The organism is Lentzea flava (assembly GCF_014648475.1).
Taxonomy (GTDB): domain Bacteria; phylum Actinomycetota; class Actinomycetes; order Mycobacteriales; family Pseudonocardiaceae; genus Lentzea; species Lentzea flava.
Window position 1 is genome coordinate 746795 of the sequence record NZ_BMRE01000001.1, and the last position, 20602, is coordinate 767396.

The 20602-nt window shown below is 69.2% G+C and carries 19 protein-coding genes; 10 read left to right on the top strand and 9 right to left on the bottom strand.

The features are described from left to right. Positions 1-21: 21 nt before the first annotated feature. Positions 22-915 (top strand): acyl-CoA dehydrogenase family protein, encoded by an 894-nt coding sequence (locus IEZ09_RS03635; protein WP_189252045.1) that lies wholly within the window; start codon positions 22-24, stop codon positions 913-915. On the opposite strand, the gene IEZ09_RS03640 is transcribed toward IEZ09_RS03635, so the two are convergent. Together IEZ09_RS03640 and IEZ09_RS03645 are read right to left on the bottom strand one after the other, a co-directional pair. Next, positions 899-1987, bottom strand: a complete 1089-nt coding sequence (locus tag IEZ09_RS03640; RefSeq protein ID WP_189252046.1) for an NAD(P)H-dependent flavin oxidoreductase — start codon at positions 1985-1987, stop codon at positions 899-901. The two genes, IEZ09_RS03635 and IEZ09_RS03640, sit on opposite strands and share 17 nt — an antisense overlap. Next, complete coding sequence (locus IEZ09_RS03645) at positions 1968-3554, bottom strand: acyl-CoA synthetase (RefSeq protein ID WP_189252047.1); 1587 nt, start codon at positions 3552-3554, stop codon at positions 1968-1970. The genes IEZ09_RS03640 and IEZ09_RS03645 overlap by 20 nt, the downstream gene beginning before the upstream one ends. Before the next feature lie 74 nt (positions 3555-3628). On the opposite strand from IEZ09_RS03645, the gene IEZ09_RS03650 reads away from it, so the two are divergent. Together IEZ09_RS03650 and IEZ09_RS03655 are read left to right on the top strand one after the other, a co-directional pair. Continuing rightward, positions 3629-4420, top strand: a complete 792-nt coding sequence (locus IEZ09_RS03650) for a crotonase/enoyl-CoA hydratase family protein (protein WP_189252048.1) — start codon at positions 3629-3631, stop codon at positions 4418-4420. An 85-nt stretch (positions 4421-4505) separates the two neighbouring features. Continuing rightward, positions 4506-5246, top strand: coding sequence for a hypothetical protein (locus IEZ09_RS03655; RefSeq protein WP_189252049.1), 741 nt, complete (start codon positions 4506-4508; stop codon positions 5244-5246). On the opposite strand, the gene kstD is transcribed toward IEZ09_RS03655, so the two are convergent. Genes kstD through IEZ09_RS03675 form a run of 4 tightly spaced genes read right to left on the bottom strand, consistent with a single transcriptional unit; the run spans position 5247 to position 9970 of the window. Beyond that, positions 5247-6956 carry a 3-oxosteroid 1-dehydrogenase gene (gene kstD, locus IEZ09_RS03660; protein ID WP_189252050.1) on the bottom strand — a complete coding sequence of 570 codons (1710 nt, stop codon included), beginning with the start codon at positions 6954-6956 and terminating at the stop codon, positions 5247-5249. Beyond that, on the bottom strand, positions 6953-7408 hold the full coding sequence (locus tag IEZ09_RS03665) for a pyridoxamine 5'-phosphate oxidase family protein (protein ID WP_189252051.1): 456 nt from the start codon (positions 7406-7408) through the stop codon (positions 6953-6955). The genes kstD and IEZ09_RS03665 overlap by 4 nt, the downstream gene beginning before the upstream one ends. Beyond that, the gene (locus IEZ09_RS03670; RefSeq protein WP_189252052.1) at positions 7401-8915 is read right to left on the bottom strand and encodes an acyl-CoA synthetase; all 1515 of its coding nucleotides are present in this window, start codon (positions 8913-8915) and stop codon (positions 7401-7403) included. Before IEZ09_RS03670 ends, IEZ09_RS03665 begins: the two co-directional genes overlap by 8 nt. 26 nt (positions 8916-8941) lie before the next feature. Next, positions 8942-9970 carry an LLM class F420-dependent oxidoreductase gene (locus IEZ09_RS03675; protein WP_189252053.1) on the bottom strand — a complete coding sequence of 343 codons (1029 nt, stop codon included), beginning with the start codon at positions 9968-9970 and terminating at the stop codon, positions 8942-8944. A gap of 45 nt (positions 9971-10015) precedes the next feature. On the opposite strand from IEZ09_RS03675, the gene IEZ09_RS03680 reads away from it, so the two are divergent. The 6 genes from IEZ09_RS03680 (at position 10016) to IEZ09_RS03705 (ending at position 16044) form a co-directional block, all read left to right on the top strand. After that, positions 10016-10960: a Zn-ribbon domain-containing OB-fold protein gene (locus IEZ09_RS03680; RefSeq protein WP_189252054.1), complete on the top strand. Its 945-nt coding sequence runs from the start codon at positions 10016-10018 to the stop codon at positions 10958-10960. Between the two features lie 7 nt (positions 10961-10967). Then, the gene (locus IEZ09_RS03685) at positions 10968-12023 is read left to right on the top strand and encodes a thiolase family protein (protein WP_189252055.1); all 1056 of its coding nucleotides are present in this window, start codon (positions 10968-10970) and stop codon (positions 12021-12023) included. Then, positions 12024-13166: a thiolase family protein gene (locus IEZ09_RS03690; RefSeq protein WP_189252056.1), complete on the top strand. Its 1143-nt coding sequence runs from the start codon at positions 12024-12026 to the stop codon at positions 13164-13166. Continuing rightward, a complete protein-coding gene (locus IEZ09_RS03695) occupies positions 13163-14023 on the top strand; it encodes a TIGR03619 family F420-dependent LLM class oxidoreductase (RefSeq protein ID WP_189252057.1) in 861 nt (286 codons plus the stop codon). Before IEZ09_RS03690 ends, IEZ09_RS03695 begins: the two co-directional genes overlap by 4 nt. Then, positions 14020-14460 (top strand): nuclear transport factor 2 family protein, encoded by a 441-nt coding sequence (locus IEZ09_RS03700; RefSeq protein WP_189252058.1) that lies wholly within the window; start codon positions 14020-14022, stop codon positions 14458-14460. The genes IEZ09_RS03695 and IEZ09_RS03700 overlap by 4 nt, the downstream gene beginning before the upstream one ends. A 378-nt stretch (positions 14461-14838) precedes the next feature. Continuing rightward, complete coding sequence (locus IEZ09_RS03705) at positions 14839-16044, top strand: HNH endonuclease signature motif containing protein (protein ID WP_189252059.1); 1206 nt, start codon at positions 14839-14841, stop codon at positions 16042-16044. 465 nt (positions 16045-16509) lie between these two features. Here the strand turns inward: IEZ09_RS03705 and IEZ09_RS03710 are convergent, their stop codons facing one another. Beyond that, positions 16510-17736 carry a cytochrome P450 gene (locus tag IEZ09_RS03710; RefSeq protein WP_189252060.1) on the bottom strand — a complete coding sequence of 409 codons (1227 nt, stop codon included), beginning with the start codon at positions 17734-17736 and terminating at the stop codon, positions 16510-16512. 123 nt (positions 17737-17859) lie between these two features. Between IEZ09_RS03710 and IEZ09_RS03715 the strand changes: the two genes are divergently transcribed. Continuing rightward, positions 17860-18987, top strand: a complete 1128-nt coding sequence (locus tag IEZ09_RS03715) for a steroid 3-ketoacyl-CoA thiolase (protein WP_189252061.1) — start codon at positions 17860-17862, stop codon at positions 18985-18987. Here the strand turns inward: IEZ09_RS03715 and IEZ09_RS03720 are convergent. Then, positions 18984-19847 (bottom strand): SDR family oxidoreductase, encoded by an 864-nt coding sequence (locus IEZ09_RS03720; RefSeq protein WP_189252062.1) that lies wholly within the window; start codon positions 19845-19847, stop codon positions 18984-18986. The genes IEZ09_RS03715 and IEZ09_RS03720 overlap by 4 nt on opposite strands. After that, complete coding sequence (locus tag IEZ09_RS03725) at positions 19844-20599, bottom strand: SDR family oxidoreductase (RefSeq protein ID WP_189252063.1); 756 nt, start codon at positions 20597-20599, stop codon at positions 19844-19846. Before IEZ09_RS03725 ends, IEZ09_RS03720 begins: the two co-directional genes overlap by 4 nt. Between the last annotated feature and the right edge of the window lie 3 nt (positions 20600-20602).

Sequence of the window (20602 nt, forward strand, 5' to 3'; positions counted from 1 at the left end):
GCCTCGACAACGGAGACTTCCATGGACTTCACGCTGACCGAGGCACAACGCGAACTCGCCGCCCTGACCCGCAAGATCCTCGACTCGTCCGACCACCCGTGGCCCGACCTGGTCAAGTCCGGGGTCGTGCCGGAGGACCCCGCCGAGTTCGGCGTCCTGGAGCACTGCGCGGTCATGGTCGAGCTCGGCCGTGCCGTCGCGGCCGTCCCCTACCTGCCGACCGTGCTCGCCCAGCAGGCGCTGGCACAGTTCGACACGCCACGTCCAGGCGCCGTCCTCTCACTGGCACTGGTCGAGGACGAGACCGGCGCGAAGACGACCGTCCCGTTCGCCACCATCGCCTCGGCGTTCCTGGTGGCGCACGACGACCAGGTCTTCCTCGTCGAGGCCGGCGAGCTGGACATCAGCGCGCAGGAGCTGGTCGACGGTTCGGACGCGGGCACGTTCGAGTTCACCGGCGGCCGCCTGGTCGAGGGGCTCACCCCGGAGTGGCTGATCACGCGCTACACGGTGGGATTGTGCGCTTTTCAGCTCGGCGTGACCGAACGCGCGCTGGAGCTCACGGCCGACTACGCGCGAACCCGCGTGCAGTTCGACCGGCCGATCGGCAGTTTCCAGGCCGTGGCGCAACGTCTTGCCGATGCGTACATCGACGTCGCGGCGATCCGGTTGACGCTGTGGCAGGCGGCCTGGCGGCTCTCCGAAGGCCTCGACGCCGCGGCCGAGGTGGCGACGGCGAAGTTCTGGGCGGCCGACGCCGGGCACCGGGTGGCGCACACGGCCGTGCACGTCCACGGCGGCACGGGCATCGACATGAGCCACGAGGTGCACAGGTACTTCACCGCGGCCAAGCGGGCCGAGTTCGAGCTGGGCGGGGCCACCGCCCAGCTCCTGAGGCTCAGCGCAGCTTGGTGAGCCGCTCGACGGTCTCGTCGAACTCCCGCAGCAGCTCCGTCATCACGTCGGCGACGGGGCGGACCTCGTTCATCCGCCCGACGACCTGCCCGACCGGCATCGACACCACGGACGGGTCGTCGGACCGGGCGATCCGCAGGTGCGCCTCGCTGACCAGCAGGTTCTGCAACGGCATCGGCAGCGGTTCCGGCGCGCTCTCGGCGCTCCACGCCTCGGTCCACCGCGTCTTCAGCAGCCGCGCCGGTTTGCCGGTGTAGATGCGGGTGCGGACGGTGTCGCTGGAACCGGCGGCCAGCAGCGCCTCCTGGGTGCTCGAGTTCCCGAGGGCGTACTCGGCGGTGGTGAGCCAGTACGAGCCCATCCACACGCCCGCGGCGCCCAGCGCCATGGCCGCGGCCGCCTGACGTCCCGAACCGATGCCACCCGCGGCCAGCACCGGGACGTCCACCGCGTCGACGATCTCCGGCACGAGCACCATCGTGGCGACCTCGCCGGTGTGGCCGCCTGCCTCGTAACCCTGGGCGACCACGATGTCGACGCCGTTCGCCACGTGCCTGCGGGCGTGCTCTGCCTTGCCCGCGAGGGCAGCCACCGGCACACCGGCCGCGTGCACCCGTTCGATGACGTCGGCCGGAGGCGAGCCCAGGGCGTTGGCGATCAGCCGGACCGGGTGCTCCAGCGCCACGTCGACGTGCGAGCGCGCGACGGAGTGCAGCCAGCCGAGCACACCCTCGCCGCCTTCGCCGTCCGGCAGCGGTGGCACGCCGAGCTTCAGCAGCGTCTGCTGCACGAAGTCCTTGTGCCCCTGCGGGATGAGCTTGGTCAGGTCGACCTGCGTGCCCTCCGTGGGCACCTTCGCCGGCATGACGATGTCCACACCGTACGGCTTGCCGTCGGTGTTCTCGTCCATCCACGTCAGGGTGCGGTCGAGGTCTTCGGCGTCGTTGAACCGCACGCATCCCAGCACCCCGAGCCCGCCCGCCCTGCTGATCGCCGCCGCCACGTGCTCGGACGGCGTGAAGCCGAAGATCGGGTGCTCGATGCCCAACTGGTCACACAGGCTGGTGCGCATGTTCCTCCACGTGAGCCCGGGCCCACTGGTAGTCCGGTTTGCCGCTGGGGGTCCTGCCGATCTCGTCCACCAACCAGAGCGACCGCGGCACCTTGTACCCGGCGAGCGTCCGGCGCACGTGAGCGTCCAGTTCGGACAGTGTGGGCGTCGCACCCTCGCGCGGGCGCACGATGGCGCCGACCCGCTGGCCGAGCAGGTCGTCCGGGATGCCGATGACGAGCGCGTCGAACACGTCCGGATGCGACTTCAGCACGCCCTCGACCTCTTCCGGGAACACCTTCTCGCCACCGGTGTTGACGCAGGTGTTGCCGCGGCCGAGCAACGTGATGTCGCCGTCCTCCTCGAACCGCGCGTAGTCTCCGGGCACCGTGAACCGCTTGCCGTCGACCTCGACGAACATCCGCGCGGTCTTCTCGGGATCCTTGTAGTAGCCCAGGGGGATGTGCCCGCCGCGCGCCAGCTTGCCGATGACGCCCGGCACCGGGTCGAGCTTGTTGCCGTCGTCGTCGATGACGATGGTGTCCTCGTTGAGCTTCACCTTGGTGCCGTCGGTCTGCACGATCTCCTTGGGCACCGCGCCGATGCCGGTGGACCCGGTCTCGCTCGACCCGATCGACTCCAGCAACGTCGTGTGCGGCAGCAGTTCCTGGTACATCTTCTTCACCGGGTAGGAGAACAGCGCGGCGCTGCTGTTGAGGATGAACAGCGACGAACCGTCGTAGTCGCCGCGCTGGAACTCCTCGATCAACGGCCGGCCCATCGCGTCGCCGGTGATCGCCGCGACCTGGACCTTCTCCCGCTCGATCACCCGCCAGATCTCGGCGGGGTCGAACTTCGGCACCAGCACGACGGTGCTGCCGCAGAACAGCGCGCCCAGCACTGCCCACTGCGCCGCGCCGTGGATCAGCGGCGGGAGGCAGAGCCGGACGAGACCGTAGTCCTTGCCCGACTTGGCCTGCTGCCACTCGTCGGTGAGCCGTTCGCCGGTCACGAAGTCGATGCCGCCGCCGAGCGTGCGCCACACGTCCTCGTGCCGCCACATCACGCCCTTGGGCATGCCGGTCGTGCCGCCGGTGAACAGGATGTAGAGGTCGTCCGGGCTGCGCGGCCCGAAGTCCCGCTCCCCCGACTCCTCCGCGAGCGCGGCCTCGTACTCGACACCGGCGAACTCCTCGTCGGACTCGTCGTCGATCACGACGGTGGGGCCGGGAGCGCCGACCTCCGCGACCAACGGCGAATACCGCCGTTCGTGTACGAGCGCGACCAGGTCCGCTTCCCCGAACAAGTACTGCAACTCGTTCTTGGTGTAGCGGTAGTTGACGTTGATGGCCACCGCGCGCAGCTTGTAGACCGCGAGCATGGCTTCGACGAGTTCGATGGAGTTGCGCGCGTAGAGCCCGACGTGCGACCCCTGTGTCACGCCGTTCTTTGCCAGGTGGTGAGCCAGTTTGTTGGCTCGCGACTCGAGCTCGGCATAGGTGACCCGCTTCGGCCCGCACACGAGCGCGGTCCGGTCGGGCACGGTGTCTGCGGCGTGTTCAACGAGGTCTGCGACGTTGAGGGCCATGATAGGCAAAGTAGAACGTGTTACTGTTCTGGACAATCCCCCGTGCGGTCAGACTCGATCCAGGAGGCGCGCGAATGACGACCACGACGGAACCCCACGCGTTGGTGGACTTGGTCGGCAACGTTCTGGTCGTCACGATGAACCGGCCCGAGGTCCGCAACGCCCTGTCGGGCCCCATGATGGCGATCATGCGCGAGGCCTGGGACCGCGTGGACAACGATCCCGACGTGCGCGTCTGCATCCTGACCGGCGCGGGCGGATCGTTCTGCGCGGGCGCCGACCTCAAGGCGATGACGTCGAACCACCCCAGTGACACGGCGGGAAACCACGACTTCTCGGTGATCGAACCGCTGCTCAAAGGTCGTCGATTGACGAAACCGCTGATCGCGGCCGTGGAAGGCCCTGCGGTCGCGGGCGGCACCGAAATCCTTCAGGCGACCGACATCCGGGTGGCCGGCGAGAGCGCGCGGTTCGGCGTGTCCGAGGCGCGGTGGGGCCTGTTCCCGCTCGGCGGATCAGCGGTCCGGCTGCCGCGCCAGATCCCGTACACGGTCGCGGCCGACCTGTTGCTGACCGGCCGGCACATCAGGGCTGCCGAGGCCAAGGAAATCGGCCTCATCGGCCACGTGGTGCCCGACGGTCAGGCGTTGGACAAGGCGATGGAGCTGGCCGAGCTGATCACCGCCAACGGACCGCTGGCGGTGCGGGCGATCCTGCGGACCATGCGCGAAACCGAGGCGATGCACGAGAACGAGGCGTTCACAGTGGACGCTCGGCTCGGCATGGAGGTGTTCCGCAGCGAGGACGCGAAGGAGGGGCCGCGCGCGTTCGCGGAGAAGCGCAAGCCGGACTTCCAGGGCCGCTGAGACCACTTCGTTCGTACCCGTAACACCTGCCGCCGGTCCGCCGATCTGCCATTCATCACGCAACCGCAGCCCGGGGCAGGCACTCGTGAAACACTCCGATCACTCGACCGACAACGGCATCGACGGCGATGTCAGCGGCACGTCGATCCAGGCAGGGTCGATCGGCGAGGTCCACGTGAACTCGCCCCGGTGGCACCGCCGGTACTGGTTGCCAGGCGTTGCGGCCGCTGCCGTGGCTGCCGCCGTGCTGACGTTCGTGCTGGTGCCGGACGAGCAGGTGCAGCAGCAGACGCCCGCGGCCGCCACCTCCGCGTCGCCGACGGAGACCGTCCCGGCGTCGTCGCCCTCCTCCGGCGCACCGGCCACCTCGACGGCGGCCGGCGCCGCCCGTCCCGCGCCGGTCGGCTCGGCATCGCGGCCGACCAGCGCCACCCCGATCGCCGTCGGACCGACGACCACGACCACCGTGGCCGTCGTGGCCCCGCCGTCTGCGACCGGCGTGCGGTTCACGGGCACGCTGCGGTTCGGCAGCTTCCACCTCGACCTCGCGCAGCCACGCGACGTGCCCGGCACGAACCTGTGGCGGCTCACCCAGAACCGCCTGCACGGCGACGACGGCTACGAGGTCGCCGAGTGGCTGGGCGACGGCGTGCCCGGACAGGCCGAGTGCGCCGCAGACCTCGCGAAGCGGGCGACCAAGGACGCGGAGAACCTGATCGCGGGCAGCCGCGTGTGCGGGAGGTCGCCAGCCGGGCGGATCTTCCGGGTCGACGTCGTCGCGATTGACGGCGCCGCGATCACCGGCGACGTCACGGTGTGGGAGTGATCAGATGTCGTTGGCCGCGATGTACCCGAAAGTCATGGCGGGCCCGATCGTCGACCCGGCACCGGCGTAGCTGTGTCCCATCACGGCCGAGCTCACGTTGCCCGCCGCGTACAACCCGGGGATCACCGAGCCGTCCGGCCGCAGCACGCGGGCCCGCGCGTCGGTCACCATGCCGCCCTTGGTGCCGAGGTCGCCTGGCACGATCTTGAACGCGTAGTACGGCGCCAGCCACAGCGGGGCGAGGCACGAGTTCGGGATGACCGCCGGGTCGGTGTAGTAGTGGTCGTACGCGCTGTCGCCGCGCTTGAAATCGGTGTCCCTGCCGGTGAGCGCCTGGTTGTTGAAGCGGCTCACCGTGGCCTTCAGCGCGGTGGCCGACACGCCGATCGCCGACGCGAGGCCGTCGAGCGACCAGTTCTTCACGACCGCGCCGGACTGGTACCAGGCGTCCGGCAGCGGCAGGGTGGGCGCGATGTCGGAGAACAGGTACCTGTTGCGGTAGTTCTGGTCGACGATCAGCCACGCCGGGATGCACGGGTCGGTCGGGTTCTTGTCGTACATGACGTGGACGACGTCGCTGTAGGGTGCGGCCTCGTTGACGAAGCGCTGACCTGCCGCGTTGATCATCAGGCCGCCGGGCAGGGTGCGTTCGGCGAGGCAGAAGTACGGTGAGCCGGGCACCGGGATCGCAGGGCCCCACCAGGCGTCGTCCATGAGGTCGAACGCGGCGCCGACGCGCTGGCCCGCGCGGTGGCCGTCGCCGGTGTTCTCCTTCGCGCCCACGGTCCACTGTGTACCGATGGGCTGACGCTGGTACTGGGCGCGCATGGCCGCGTTGTGCTCGAAGCCGCCGGAGCCCATGATCACGCCACGGCGGGCTTTCACCAGGCCGCGCGAGGTCAGCACGCCTCGCACCGCGCCGTTCTCCACGTGCAGCTCTTCCAGCGGGGTGTTCAGCCACACCGGCACGTTGGCCTGCATCAGGCCCGCTCGCAGACCACCGGCCAGCGCCTGGCCCATCGTCAGCGGCTTCTGGCCGGCCAGTGCGGCGGCCGTGCCCCTCGCCACCGCGGCGGCGGCTGTCGCGGCGCCCTTGGCGTTGACCAGGGCGAGCGCGAGCCACTTGTAGTCGGCGCCGTAGATGACCATGCCCGCCGGGGTGGCGAGGTAGGGCGCGTTCAGGTTCGCCAGTTCCGCGCCGAGGATGCGGCCGTCCAGCATCTCCGGCTCGATCGACCGGCCCCTCGCGATGCCACCGGGAAGCTCGGGGTAGTAGTCGCTGTAGCCGTCCATGTGCCGGAAGCGCAGCGGGCTGTTGCGCATGACGAACGAGATCATCTGCGGCCCGTGCGTCAGGTAGGCCTGCTGCCGCGCGACCGGGATGTCGCCGACGACCGCCGCGAGGTACTGCCGTGCCTTCTCCGGCGTGTCGGGCACACCGGCGGCGAGGATGATCTCGTTGTTGGGAATCCAGATCCCCGCGCCCGATCTGGCGGCGGAACCGCCGTACGTCGGCGCCTTCTCCAGCACCACGCAGCTCAGGCCGCGTTTGGCCGCGGTGAGTGCGGCGGTCATGCCTGCCGCGCCCGCGCCGACCACCACGACGTCGAACTCGCCGAGGGTGGCCGCGGAGGCGCGGGAGGTCTGCACGAGTCCCGAGGCCAGCGCGAGACCGGCTCCGGCGAGCACCTGACGGCGGTTCAGGGTCATAGGGTCACTCCCGACATCAGCTTCCGGTGGTCCCAGCTGGCCGTCCTGGTCGGACGGAAGATCACGGCCACTCGCCTGGACATGGCCTTCTTCATGGCCTCCCGCGCTTCCTCGTTGTCGCCGACCTCGCCGAAGTTGCGCGCCACCACCGCGTCCACGACGCGGCCGATGTCCGGGGTGAACTCGGTGACGCCCTCCATGTGCACGCCGCGCAGCTGGTCGTAGGTCTCCCCCGCCTCGGCGAGCACGCTGCAGCGCGGATCGCGGCGCAGGTTCACGATCTTCTGCGACTTGCGGTCCGTGCAGAACACGATCTCGCCGTCCAGCACGGCGAACCACATCGGCGCGAGGTGCGGCAGTCCGGTGCGCCCGATCGTCGCCACGATCAACGTCTTCTGCTCGTCCAGGAACGTCTCGACCTCGGCGGCCGTCATCCTGATCTGCTCACGCATTGTCGCGCAGCTTTCGCTTGTACAGCTTGCCGTTGGGGTCGCGCGGCAGTTCGGCGAGATACTCGATCGTGCGCGGCAGCTTGAACTTGGCGAGCCTCGTCCCGGCGAACTCCAGCAGCTCGCGCGTCAGGTCGTCTCCAGGCTCGACACCGTCCGCGGGCTGCACGACCGCCTTGATCTCCTCGCCCCAGTCGGGATGCGGCACGCCGAACACGGCCACGTCCGCCACCTTGGGGTGACACACGAGCTCGCCCTCGATCTCCGCCGGGTAGATGTTCACACCACCGGAGATGATCATGTCGGTCTTGCGGTCGCACAGGAAGAGGTAACCGTCCTCGTCCAGATAACCGATGTCCTGCAACGTGAAGAGCCTGCCAACGCGCGCGGCCTTCGTCTTCTCCGCGTCCTTGTGGTACTCGAAGGTCGCGTCGCCCATCCGCATGTAGACGAGTCCGCGCTCGCCCGCAGGGAGCTCGTTGCCGTCCTCGTCCAGGATCTTGATCTCCGACGTCGGCCAGGGCAGTCCGACGGATCCCGGTTTCTTCAGCCATTCCTGGGCGCTGATCGCGGTGCCGCCGCCCTCGGTCGCGGCGTAGTACTCGGTCACGACCGGCCCCCACCAGTCGAGCATCCTGCGCTTGACCTCGATCGGGCAAGGGGCCGCGCCGTGGATCATCACCCGCAGCGACGACAGGTCGTACTTGGTCCTGACGTCCTCGGGCAACGCGAGGAGACGGTGGAACTGGGTCGGCACCATGTGGCTGTGCGTGACCTTGTACCGCTCGATCAGCCGCAGCATCTCCTCCGGCGACCAGTGGTCCATGAGCACGGCGGTGTGGCCGAGCTGGATGGAGATGACGACGAAGTTGAGCACCGCGGTGTGGTAGAGCGGCGACCCGCACAGGTGCACGTGGCCGTCGTGCGGCTCGAGCCCGAAGATGCCGAAGAACCACGGGGCCGACGGCGGCACCACGTCCGGGTCGGCGCCGGTCAGCGGCCTGCGCACACCCTTCGGCCTCCCGGTCGTGCCGGACGTGTAGAGCATCGGCGAGCCGGTCGTGCGGACGTCCGGCCGCCCTTCCTCGCCCTCACCGAGCTTGCTCAGCGGCTCGAACCCCTCGATGTCACCGACGGAGAACCGCGCGTTGGCGGGCAGGCTCGCGGAGGCTTCGGCTGCGGCCTGGGCGAACCGTTCGTGCCCCACGAACGCCTTGGCGCCGCTGTCCTGCACGAGGTACGCGACCTCGGCACCGGTGAGGTGCCAGTTCGCCATGACGACGTAGAGGCCGGTCTGGTAGGCGGCGAAGTACACCGCCACCAGCTCGGCGCTGTTGGGCAGCATCAGCACGATGCTGTCGCCGGGTTCCAGCCCCAGGGCCTGGAACCCGCGCCCGTACCTGTTCGCCGCTGCCGCGAGCTCGGAGTAGGTGATCTCGCGACCGCTCGGATCGACCAGCGCGGTCAGGTCCGGCTGATCGGTGGCGATGTTCCAGAGTCCAGTGACCACACCCCTCAAAGTAGAACGCGTTTCACCTACTGACAAGCCTCTGCGACGGCCTTGATCGAGGCAACGTCGCGGCACCCGACGAGCAACATCGTCACGCCGGCTTTCTCCCACCGGCCGATCTCGTCGCGCACGTGCTCGGCGCTGCCGACGATGGTGATCTCGGCGACCAGTTCGTCCGGAACCACCTGTGCCGCCTCGTCTTTGCGGCCCGACTGGAACAGCCTGCCGATGTCCTGGACGACCTCGCCGTATCCCATGCGGGTGAAGACCTCGGCGTGAAAGTTCATGCCCGGCGCGCCCATTCCGCCGATGTACAAAGCGACGAACGGCTTGAGCATGGCCCTCACGGACACCGGATCGTCCGTCACGACGACCTGGCACGTGGCCGCGACCTCGAAGTTCTCCCTGCTGCGGCCCGATTTCGCGAACCCCTCGGCCAGCCACTCGTCGTACATGCCCGCGAGCCTGGGGGCGTAGTAGATCGCGAGCCAGCCGTCGGCGATCTCCGAGGTCAGCGCGACGTTCTTCGGTCCTTCGGCGCCGAGCCAGATCGGCAGGTCGGCGCGCAGCGGATGGGTGATGGGCTTGAGCGGCTTGCCGAGCCCGAGCGCGCCCGGCCCGCGGTAGGGCAACGGGTAGTGCGGACCGTCGTTGGTGACCGGTGCCTCGCGGGCCATGACCTGACGCAGGATGTCGACGTATTCCCTGGTCCTGGCAAGGGGTTTGGCGAACGGGCGGCCGTACCAGCCCTCCACGACCTGCGGCCCGGACACGCCCAGGCCGAGCACGAACCGGCCACCGGAGAGGTGGTCGAGGGTCAGCGCGTGCATGGCGCACGCGGCCGGTGTTCGTGCCGACATCTGCACGACGGACGTGCCCAGCCGGACGCGTCGTGTCGCAGATCCCCACCACGCCAACGGGGTGAAGGCGTCCGATCCCCATGCCTCGGCGGCGAACACCGCGTCGAAGCCGAATTCCTCTGCCGCCGCCACCAGTCCGGCGGCGTCCGGGGGTGGCGCGGCACCCCAGTACCCGAGCTGCAGACCGAGCTTCATGCGGCCATCTTGCCACCATTTCGAGAACCTGTTTCACTTTGATCTGTGACCAAGCCGCTGAGTGCTCCACTTGACGTCGGCTTCGACTACACGCGCTCGCTCGGCCCGACGCTGGGCCGGTTCCTCACGGATCTGCGCCGCCGGAAGGTGACCGGGATCCGCGGTTCCGACGGCCGTGTGCACGTGCCGCCGCTCGAGTACGACCCGGTGACCGCCGAGCGGTTGACGGAGTTCGTCGACGTGGCGTCGACCGGTGTCGTGCGCGGGTGGTCGTGGATCCCCGAACCGCTGGAGGGCCAGCCGCTCGACCGGCCGTTCGCGTGGGCGCTGATCCAGCTCGACGGCGCGGACACCTCGCTGCTGCACGCCGTCGACGCGGGCTCGCCGGACCGGATGTCGACGGGTGCGCGGGTCCGGGTGCGATGGCGTGCGGACCGGGTCGGCGCGATCACCGACATCGAGTGCTTCGAGCTCTCCGACGAGCCTGCGGACGAGCCGGTTCCCGCTGACGAGGTCACGATGGTGACCACGCCGGTGCACCTGCATTACACGCATTCCGCGTCGCCGACCGAGGACCCGTTCCTGCGCGGGCTGATGGAGGGCCGGCTGATCGCCCAGCGCTGCCCGGCGTGCTCGAAGGTCTACTTCCCGCCGCGCCCGGCGTGTCCCACCGACGGCGTGCCGACGACGGAGCAGATCGAACTGTCCGACCGCGGGACCGTCACGACGTTCTGCGTGGTCAACGTGCCGTTCCTCGGCCAGCGCATCCCGCCTCCCTACGTCTCCGCGTACGTGCTGTTGGACGGCGCGGACATCCCGTTCCTGCACCTGCTGCTCGGCGTCGCCCCCGAGGACGTGCGGATGGGCATGCGCGTGGAGGCGGTGTGGAAGCCGCGCGAGGAGTGGGGCCCGACGATGCAGAACATCGACCACTTCCGGCCTTCCGGCGAGCCGGACGCACCCTTCGACTCCTACTCCCAGCACCTGTGAGGCCCTGATGCGGGACATCGCCGTAGTCGGTTTCGCGCAGACGCCCTGCGTGCGCGAGACCGACGGCACCACCAACGGTGTCGAGATGCTGGTGCCGATCTTCCACGAGGTGCTGGGCTCGCTCGGGCTGACCAAGTCCGACATCGGCTTCTGGTGCTCGGGTTCCTCGGACTACCTGGCGGGGCGGGCGTTCTCGTTCGTCTCCGCGGTCGACGCGATCGGGGCGTTCCCGCCGATCATGGAGTCGCACGTCGAGATGGACGCGGCCTGGGCGTTGTACGAGGCGTGGGTGAAGCTGCTGTGCGGCGAGGTCGACACCGCACTCGTCTACGGCTTCGGCAAGTCGTCTGCCGGTCAGCTGCGCCGGGTCATGGCGATGCAGCTCGATCCGTACGTCGTGACGCCGCTGTGGCCGGATTCCGTTGGCCTGGCGGGAATTCAGGCGCGCATGGGCATCGAGGCCGGGCTCTGGGACGCCGAGGCGATGGCGTCCGTCGCCGCGCGGAGCCGTGCCGCGGCCGTCTCGAACCCGCTGGCGCAGCTGTCCGGTTCCGTCGAGGTCGCAGATCTGCTCGCCACCCCGTACGTGGCGGATCCGTTGCGCAGGCACGACTGCGCGCCGATCACCGACGGCGCGGCCACGATCGTGCTGGCGGCCGGTGATCGTGCCCGAGAGCTCTGCGAACGCCCGGCGTGGATCACCGGCTTCGAGCACCGGACGGACTCGCCGTCGTTCGGTGCGCGCGACCTGCTGACATCTCCGTCCACAGTGGCCGCTGGCAAGGCCGCAGGTGCCGAAGGCGTCGAGGTGGCGGAGCTGCACGCGCCGTTCAGCCACCAGGAAATCCTGCTGCGCCAGGCACTCGGGCTCGGCGACGACGTCGTGGTGAACCCGTCCGGCGGCGTCCTGGCGGGCAACCCGATGTTCGCGGCGGGTCTCGCCCGCATCGGCGAGGCGGCCAGGCGCGTGCACGACGGCTCGGCCTCGAAGGTGCTCGGCCACGCCACGAGTGGCCCGCTGCTCCAACAAAACCTCGTCTGCGTGATGGAAGGGCGGGAGTAGATGCGACCGGCAGCAGTGGTCGGCACCGGCCAGACGCACCACGCCGCAAAACGCCTCGACGTCTCGATGGCGGGCCTGTGCCGCGAGGCGATCGACCGCGCGATGGCCGACGCGGGCGTCGACTGGCCGGACATCGACGCCGTGGTCCTGGGCAAGGCGCCCGACCAGTTCGAGGGCGTGATGATGCCCGAGCTCTTCCTGGCCGACGCCCTCGGCGCCGTCGGCAAACCGCTGCTGCGCGTCCACACCGCGGGTTCCGTCGGCGGCAGCACCGGCAACGTGGCGGCGTCGCTCGTGCAGTCCGGCGTGCACAACCGCGTGCTGGCCGTGGCGTTCGAGAAGCAGTCCGAGTCGAACGCGATGTGGGCGCTCTCCGTACCGACCCCGTTCACCATGCCCGTGCACGCGGGCGCCGGCGGCTACTTCGCACCGCACGTCCGCGCCTACATCCGCCGCGCGGGCGCCCCCGAGCACGTGGGCACGATGGTCGCGGCCAAGGACCGCCGCAACGGCGCCCTCAACCCCTACGCGCACTTGAAGCAGCCGGACATCACCGTCGAGTCGGTCCGCGCGTCCACCATGCTCTGGGACCCGATCCGCTACGACGAGACCTGCCCTTCGTCGGACGGCGCGTGCGCGGTGGTGATCTCCGCGGAACCGACCTCCGGCCCTGCCGCGTGGATCCGGGCGACCGCGCTGCGCACCGAGCCCACGACGTTCGCGGGCCGCGACCAGGTCAACCCGCAGGCGGGCCGCGACGCCGCCCGCGCGCTGTGGAAGCAGGCGGGCATCACCGACCCGCTGTCCGAAGTGGACGCAGCCGAGATCTACGTGCCCTTCTCCTGGTTCGAGCCGATGTGGCTGGAAAACCTCGGCTTCACCGACGTCGGTCAGGGCTGGAAGCTCACCGAGGCCGGCGAAACCGAGATCGGCGGCCGCCTCCCGGTGAACCCGAGCGGCGGCGTCCTGTCGTCCAACCCGATCGGCGCCTCCGGCCTCCTCCGCTTCGCCGAGGCCGCGATGCAGGTGATGGGCACGGCGGGCGACCACCAGGTGGACGGCGCAAGAGTCGCTTTAGGACACGCCTATGGCGGTGGTTCCCAGTTCTTCGCCATGTGGGTAGTCGGATCGGAGAAGCCATGAAGTTCACCGTCGGCATCGCCATGAGCCCACTCGACCAGCTGACCGAACTGGCCCAATGCGCCGAGGAGTGCGGCTACGCCTCCATAGCGCTCCCCGACTCCCTCTTCTTCTCCGAGAAGGTGTCCGCCGACTACCCCTACACCCCGGACGGCTCCCGCATGTGGAACGCCGACACCCCGTGGGTCGACCCGCTGATCGCCGCAGCCGCCATGGGCGCCGTGACGTCCCGCATCCACTTCTACACCCAGGTCCTGAAACTGGGCTCCCGCAACCCACTCCTGCTGGCCCGCCAGGTCGGCTCGGTGGCCCACCTGACCAACAACCGCTTCGGCCTCGGCGTGGGCCTGGGCTGGTCCCCGGAAGAGTTCGAGTGGTGCGGCGCCCCGTACGCCAACCGCGGCCCCCGCGTGGACGAGATGATCGACATCCTGAAACTCGTCCTGGCCGGCGGCATGGTCGAGTACCACGGCAAGTACTTCGACTTCGACCGCCTCCAGATGTCGCCTGCGCCTACGGCACCTGTCCCCTTCTACGTGGGCGGACACTCCCCCGCCGCGTTGAAGCGCGCCGCCCGCGTGGGCGACGGCTGGACGTCCGCCATGATCAAGTTCGCGGACCTCCGAACCGTGATCTCCCAGCTCACCGACCTGGGCGCGTTCGAGCGCCCGTTCGAAATCCAGGCCGTCTGCATCGACCGCTTCGGCCTCGACGGCTACCACCAGCTCGACGAGATCGGCGTGACCGACGTGATCGTCGTCCCCTGGCTGTTCTACGGCGTCGGCTTCGACGGCAGCCTGGAAGCCAAGAAGGACGGACTCAGGCGCTTCGCCGACGAGGTGATCGGAGAGTTCGCATGACCGCCGTGACCTGGACCGCCTCCCGCACCGAAACCCCGGCCCGCGTGGCCTCGTGGCGCTCCATGGACGCCGTGACACGAGGCGCGAAAGACGAGTGGCTGTCCCTGTTCGCCGACGACGCCGTGGTGGAAGACCCGGTGGGTCCGTCGATGTTCGACGCGGAAGGCAAGGGCCACCACGGCAAGGAGGCGATCGCCGCCTTCTGGGACCTGGCGATCGCCAACGTGGAACGCTTCGAGTTCGCGATGCACGACTCCTTCGCGGCCGGCTCCGAATGCGCCAACGTGGGCGTCATCCGCGCCTTCCTGCCAGGCGGCGCCCGCGTCGACACCGAGGGTGTCTTCGTCTACAACGTGGGCGAGGACGGCCTGATCCGCTCGATGCGCGCCTTCTGGGAGACCGAACGGGCCATGGCCACCCTCCGCACCGAACCCTGAAGCCAGCCGACTGGTCGCGTTCCAGCGTGGTTGCGTGGGCCTTGACGAGCGCTGGTTGCGTCATCGCCGCTTCGCGACGATTGCGATTGGGGCTTGACTTCGGGGCCCTTGCGAGGCGCAAATCGGCCTATAAAAGCCGGGCAGGTAAAGCGCCCGGCCGATCCGAACACGGTAGCACCTCGAACCCAAAGTCAAGCCCCAATCGCATGCGTGCATGGTTGCGTTAGGCGGTCGGGTTCCGAAATTACCGCTTGGACGGCGCGGCATCAGGTGCTGTCCGGCTCGCTTCGCTTCGCCACGGTCTGGCCGGTTTCGTTCACCCGATTGTGTATCGCTTGACGTGCGTTTATGTCGTGATCTTGCGGTAAATTAGAACACGTGAGCGACCCCGAACTTCCCCTCCTCTCCACCGGCGAGCTGCTGCGCGGCATCGTCGACGAGGTGACGGAAATCCGGGCCCGCGATTATGCGGTGATGCAGAAAATCGCCGAATTGAACCGGCGTGGAGCCGCTGCCGAGCTTGGTTACAAGAATTTGCAGGACGTGTTGCGGCATGCGGTCCGCTGGGACAAGAACACCGCGAAACGGTGGGTCGAGCAGGCCGCGCTGCTGAGCAGTGAGATCACCCCGACCGGCAGTGAGGTCGCCGCCCGGCTTCCGATCGCCGCCGCGGCGGCGGCCGAGGGCGCGGTGTCGATTGATCACGTCGCGGTGGTCGCCGAGGCGATGAAGACTCTGCCTGCCGAGCGCGAGGGGCAGATGGTGGACTACGCGCGCCAGTTCGCGCCCGCCGCGGTGCGCGTGCTGGGCAAGAGGCTGATCTACGGCCTGTTCCAGAACGACCCCGAGCCGCGTGACCCCCAGGCCGAGTCCGCGGGCAACCGGCTCTCGCTGCGCCAGAGCAAGACGGGGGACTGGAAGCTCGCGGCGACGATGGACGCGGTCACTGGCGCGAAGTTCGCGACCCTGCTGGATCCGCTGGCCAAGCCCCGTCCGACCACCGTCGAGGGCCCGGACCCGCGTTCGCTCGACGAGCGTCAGGGTGACGCGCTTGCCGAGCTGGTCGACCTGACGTTGCGGGCGGACCAGCTGCCCGAGCACGGCGGTGAACCAGTCACCCTGACCTTGACGATTCCCTACCAGGATCTGGCCGAGCAGACCGGTCACGCGGTGCTGGACAACGGCGAGCGGATCCCGGTCGAGGAAGTGCGTCAGCTGGCCTGCAGTGCCGGGATCATCCCGATGGTCCTGGGCAGCAAGTCCCAGCCGCTCGACGTGGGCCGCCGGTCGCGGCTGTTCACCGCCGGGATCCGCCGGGCCCTGGTCGCCCGTGACCACGGCTGCGCGTTCCCCGGCTGCAGTCGTCCGCCGAAGCACTGCGATGCCCACCACATCCATCACTGGGCCGACGGCGGAGACACCCGCATCGACAACGGCGTGCTGCTGTGCCGCCACCACCACACGTTGATCCATCGCAGCGGGTGGGAAGTGAGGATGGAGCAGGGAGTGCCGGTCTTCTATCCGCCCGCGTGGCTGGATCCGCTGCGAACACCCAGACGCAACCTGCTCCACACCGCCGCCTGACCCCGACCAGGGAGACGCGAGCGGCCCCTCACCACCACCTCGACCGCCACGGCCGTGCAGCACCACCACGGCCGTGGCACAGCCATGCCCAAAACCCGCCAGGCATCAGCGACGCCTCACGGCAGTGAAAACCGCGATGACACCGACGAAGCGCTAGCACCGGCACAGGCAACGGCACCCACGCCGTCCAAGCGGTAATTCCCGCAACCCGACCGCCTAACGCAACCATGCACGCATGCGATTGGGGCTTGACTTTGGGTTCGAGGTGCTACCGTGTTCGGATCGGCCGGGCGCTTTACCTGCCCGGCTTTTATAGGCCGATCTGCGCCTCGCAAGGGCCCCGAAGTCAAGCCCCAATCGCAATCGTCGCGAAGCGGCGATGAAATGACCCCGCTCGTCAATGGCCCACGCGACCACGCTGGAAGGCGACGGAACCCGCACGGCCGCCCCCCGTAGCTGGCAGCCCTACGAGTACTGCACCTGAAAGTCCTTGATCCCGTTCAACCACCCCGACCTCAACCGCCGAGGCTCAGCAACCTGCCGAATCCCAGGCATGTGATCAGCGATGGCGTTGAAGATCAGGTCGATCTCCAACCGAGCCAGGTTGGCCCCGATGCAGAAGTGCGCCCCACTCCCCCCGAACCCGAGGTGCGGGTTGGGATCCCGAGTGATGTCGAACTTCTCCGGCTCCTCGAACACCTCCTCGTCGAAGTTCGCGGACGAGTAGAACAGCCCGACCCGCTGCCCCTTCTTGATCTCCACCCCGCTCAGCACGGTGTCCTGCGTGGCCGTCCGCTGGAACACCACAACGGGCGTGGCGTACCGGACGATCTCGTCGGCCGCAGTGGCCGGCCGCTCGGCCTTGAACAACTCCCACTGCTCAGGATGATCGAAGAACGCCTTCATCCCGTGAGTGATCGCGTTGCGCGTGGTCTCGTTCCCCGCAACAGCCAGCAGCAGCACGAAGAACCCGAACTCCTCGGAGGCCAGGCCGGCACCGTCCACATCGGCCTGAACCAGCTTGGTGACGATGTCCGAGCGCGGGCACGCGCGGCGGTCTTCCGCCATCGTCCACGAATAGCCGAGCAGTTCGGTGGCCGCGGCCATCGGGTCGCCTTCGAACTCGGGGTCGTCGTAGGAGATCATCTGGTTGGACCAGTCGAAGATCTTTCGGCGGTCCTCCTGCGGGATGCCGATGAGTTCGGCGATCGCCTGCAGCGGCAGCTCGCAGGCCACGTCCGTGACGAAGTCGCCTTGGCCCTTGGCCACGGCCTCGGCCACGATCTTCTCGGCTCGGGCGCTCAGGGCCTCGCGCAGGGCGTTGATGGACTTCGGGGTGAAGCCGCGGGAGATGATGCCGCGTTGCTTGGTGTGGACCGGCGGGTCCATGTTGAGCAGGAGGAGGCGCTGCATCTCGATGCGGTCGCGGGTCATGCCGTCGGCGAACCGGATGATCGCGGTGTTCTCCCAGCTCGAGTAGATGTCGCTGTGGCGGGAGACCTCCTTGACGTCCGCGTGTTTGGTCACCACCCAGAAGCCGTCGTCGGAGAAACCGCCCTGACCCGTCGGGTGGGCGTTCCACCAGATCGGCGCGGTCTGGCGCAGCTCGGCGAACTCCTCCAGGGGTAAGCGTTTCGCGTACATGTCGGGGTCGGTGAAGTCGAAGCCCTCTGGGATGCGCGGCTTGCCCACGGAGCCACCTCCTAGGTGTAACGTGTTCTACTCGATTCAAACACGGTTGCGCCTTGTGTTGAAGCCCCCGTGCAGCCAATCTGGTCGTTCACAGGAACGTGTTCTAGTTTCAAGGAGGCTCGCGTGGGCAGTCCGGTGATCGTGGGAGCGGTGCGCACGCCCATCGGCAGGCGCAACGGCTGGTTGTCGGGGCTGCACGCCGCCGAGCTCCTCGGTGCGGCGCAACGGGGACTGCTCGACAGGACCGGTGTTGATCCGTCCACTGTCGAACAAGTCATCGGTGGCACCGTCACCCAGGCGGGCGAGCAGTCCAACAACATCGCCAGGACCGCCTGGCTGCACGCCGGTCTGCCGCACGGCACCGGCTGCACCACCATCGACGCCCAGTGCGGCTCCGCCCAGCAGTCCACGCACCTCATCGCCGGGCTGATCGCGGTCGGCGCCATCGACGTGGGCATCGCGTGCGGGGTCGAGGCGATGAGCCGGGTGCCGCTGCGCAGCAACATCGGGGACGCCGGCTCGCCCCGGCCCGACTCGTGGTCCATCGACCAGCCGAACCAGTTCGTGGGCGCGGAACGGATCGCGGCACGGCGTGGCATCGGGCGCGAGGAGGTGGACCGGTTCGGCGTCCAGTCGCAGACGCGGGCGCAGCGGGCCTGGGCCGAGGGACGGTTCACCGCCGAGGTCGTCCCGGTGAAGGTCGGCGAGGAGCTCGTCGAGACCGACCAGGGCCTCAGGGAGACGTCACTCGAGGCGCTGGCCGCGTTGAAGCCGGTGCTGCCAGACGGCGTGCACACCGCGGGCACGTCGTCGCAGATCTCCGACGGCGCGTCGGCCGTGATGGTCGTGGACGAGGACTGGGCGCGCGCTCACGGACTCACGCCGCGCGCCCGCATCGTGACCCAGTGCCTGGTCGGCTCCGACCCGTACTACCTGCTCGACGGGCCGGTCGACGCGACCGCGCGGCTGCTGGAGCGCAGCGGCATGAAGATGGCCGACATCGACCTGTTCGAGGTGAACGAGGCGTTCGCGTCGGTCGTGCTGTCGTGGGCCGCGGTGCACCGGCCGAACCTGGATCGGGTCAACGTCAACGGCGGCGCCATCGCGATCGGTCACCCGGTGGGCAGCACGGGCACGCGGCTCATCACGACGGCGCTGCACGAGCTGGAACGCCGCGACGCCACGACCGCGCTCATCACGATGTGCGCCGGCGGGGCAATGGCCACCGGCACCATCATCGAACGGATCTAGGCGCCGTACACCGGCACCGGGTGGTGGTCCGCGACCAGCTCGCGGACCACCGGCCCCAGCTCCTCCGGCTCCCACCGAGCGCCTTTGTCGATCTCGCGTCCGCGCTGCCAGCCGTGAGCCAGGCACACCCGCCCGCCGTCGACCTCGAACATCCGGCCGCTCACGTCCCCGGCCTCCGCGCTGCCGAGCCACACCACGAGCGGCGACACGTTCTCCGGCGCCATCGCGTCGAAGCCGTCGTCCGGCGCCGCCATCGTCGAGGCGAACGTCTGCTCGGTCATCCGCGTCCGCGCCGCAGGGGCGATCGCGTTCACCGTCACGCCGTACCGCGCCAGTTCCGCTGCCGCCACCAGGGTCAGCCCCGCGATCCCCGCTTTGGCCGCGGAGTAGTTCGCCTGTCCCACGCTCCCGAACAGCCCCGCTCCGGACGACGTGTTGATCACCCGGCCCGACACGGGCCCGCCGGCCTTGTGCACGCCACGCCAGTACGCGGCGGCGTGGTGCAACGGCGCGAAGTGGCCCTTGAGGTGCACGCGCACCACCTCGTCCCACTCGTCCTCGCCGCAGCTCACGATCATCCGGTCGCGCACGATCCCGGCGTTGTTCACCAGCACGTCGAGCCCGCCGAACGTCTCCACCGCGGCCGAGACCACCCGCGCGGCACCGGCCCACGTCCCCACGTCCTCGGTGTTCACCACGGCACGCGGCCCGATCAGCGCGGCCACCTCCGCGGCGGGCCCCTCCGACAGGTCGTTCACCACGACGCGGGCCCCGGCGGCGGCGAACGCCAGGGCGTGCGCGCGCCCGATGCCGCGGCCCGCACCGGTGACGATGACGACCCGGTCCTCGCACAACCTCATGACGAACCCCCATCGGTGTTGGCAGCGGCCAGGAACGCGGGCACCTCTCCCCCGCCGTGCACGACCAGAGTCGAACCGGTGACGTAAGAAGCCAGCGGCGAAGCGAGGAAGACCGCGCACGCGCCGACCTCGTCCGGCGACGCGAGCCGGCCCAGCGGCACGGTCCGGGACACGGCTTCGATCCCGGCCTCGTCCCCGTAGTGCAGATGGGACTGTTCGGTGCGCACCATGCCCACGGCCAAAGCGTTGACCCGCACGCGCGGCGCCCACTCGACGGCCAAGGACGAAGTCAGGCTGTCCAGTCCGGCCTTCGCGGCGCCGTAGGCAGCGGTCCCCGGTGACGGGCGGCGCCCGGAAATGCTGCTGACCATCACGATCGAGCCACCGGACTCCTGCATCACGGCGTTCGCTGCCTGCGACACCAGCAGCGGCGCCAGCAGGTTCAGCTCCACGACCTTCTGGTGGAACCGCGGCGAGGCCTTGTCCGCCAGCGCGAACGGCGCTCCACCGGCGTTGTTGACCAGCACGTCCAGTCGCCCGAACCGCGCCACGATCCCGGACACGAGCGCCGAAACCTGCTCGGCGTCCCGGACGTCGCACTGGACGAACGACGCACCTGGGACGGAAGCAGGACGCCGGGCGCACGTCACCACCGTCGCGCCGACCGACAGGAACGCGCGGGTGATGCCGAGACCGACACCCCGCACGCCGCCCGTCACGAGGACGACGCTTCCGTCGAGGGAGAGTTCCACTCC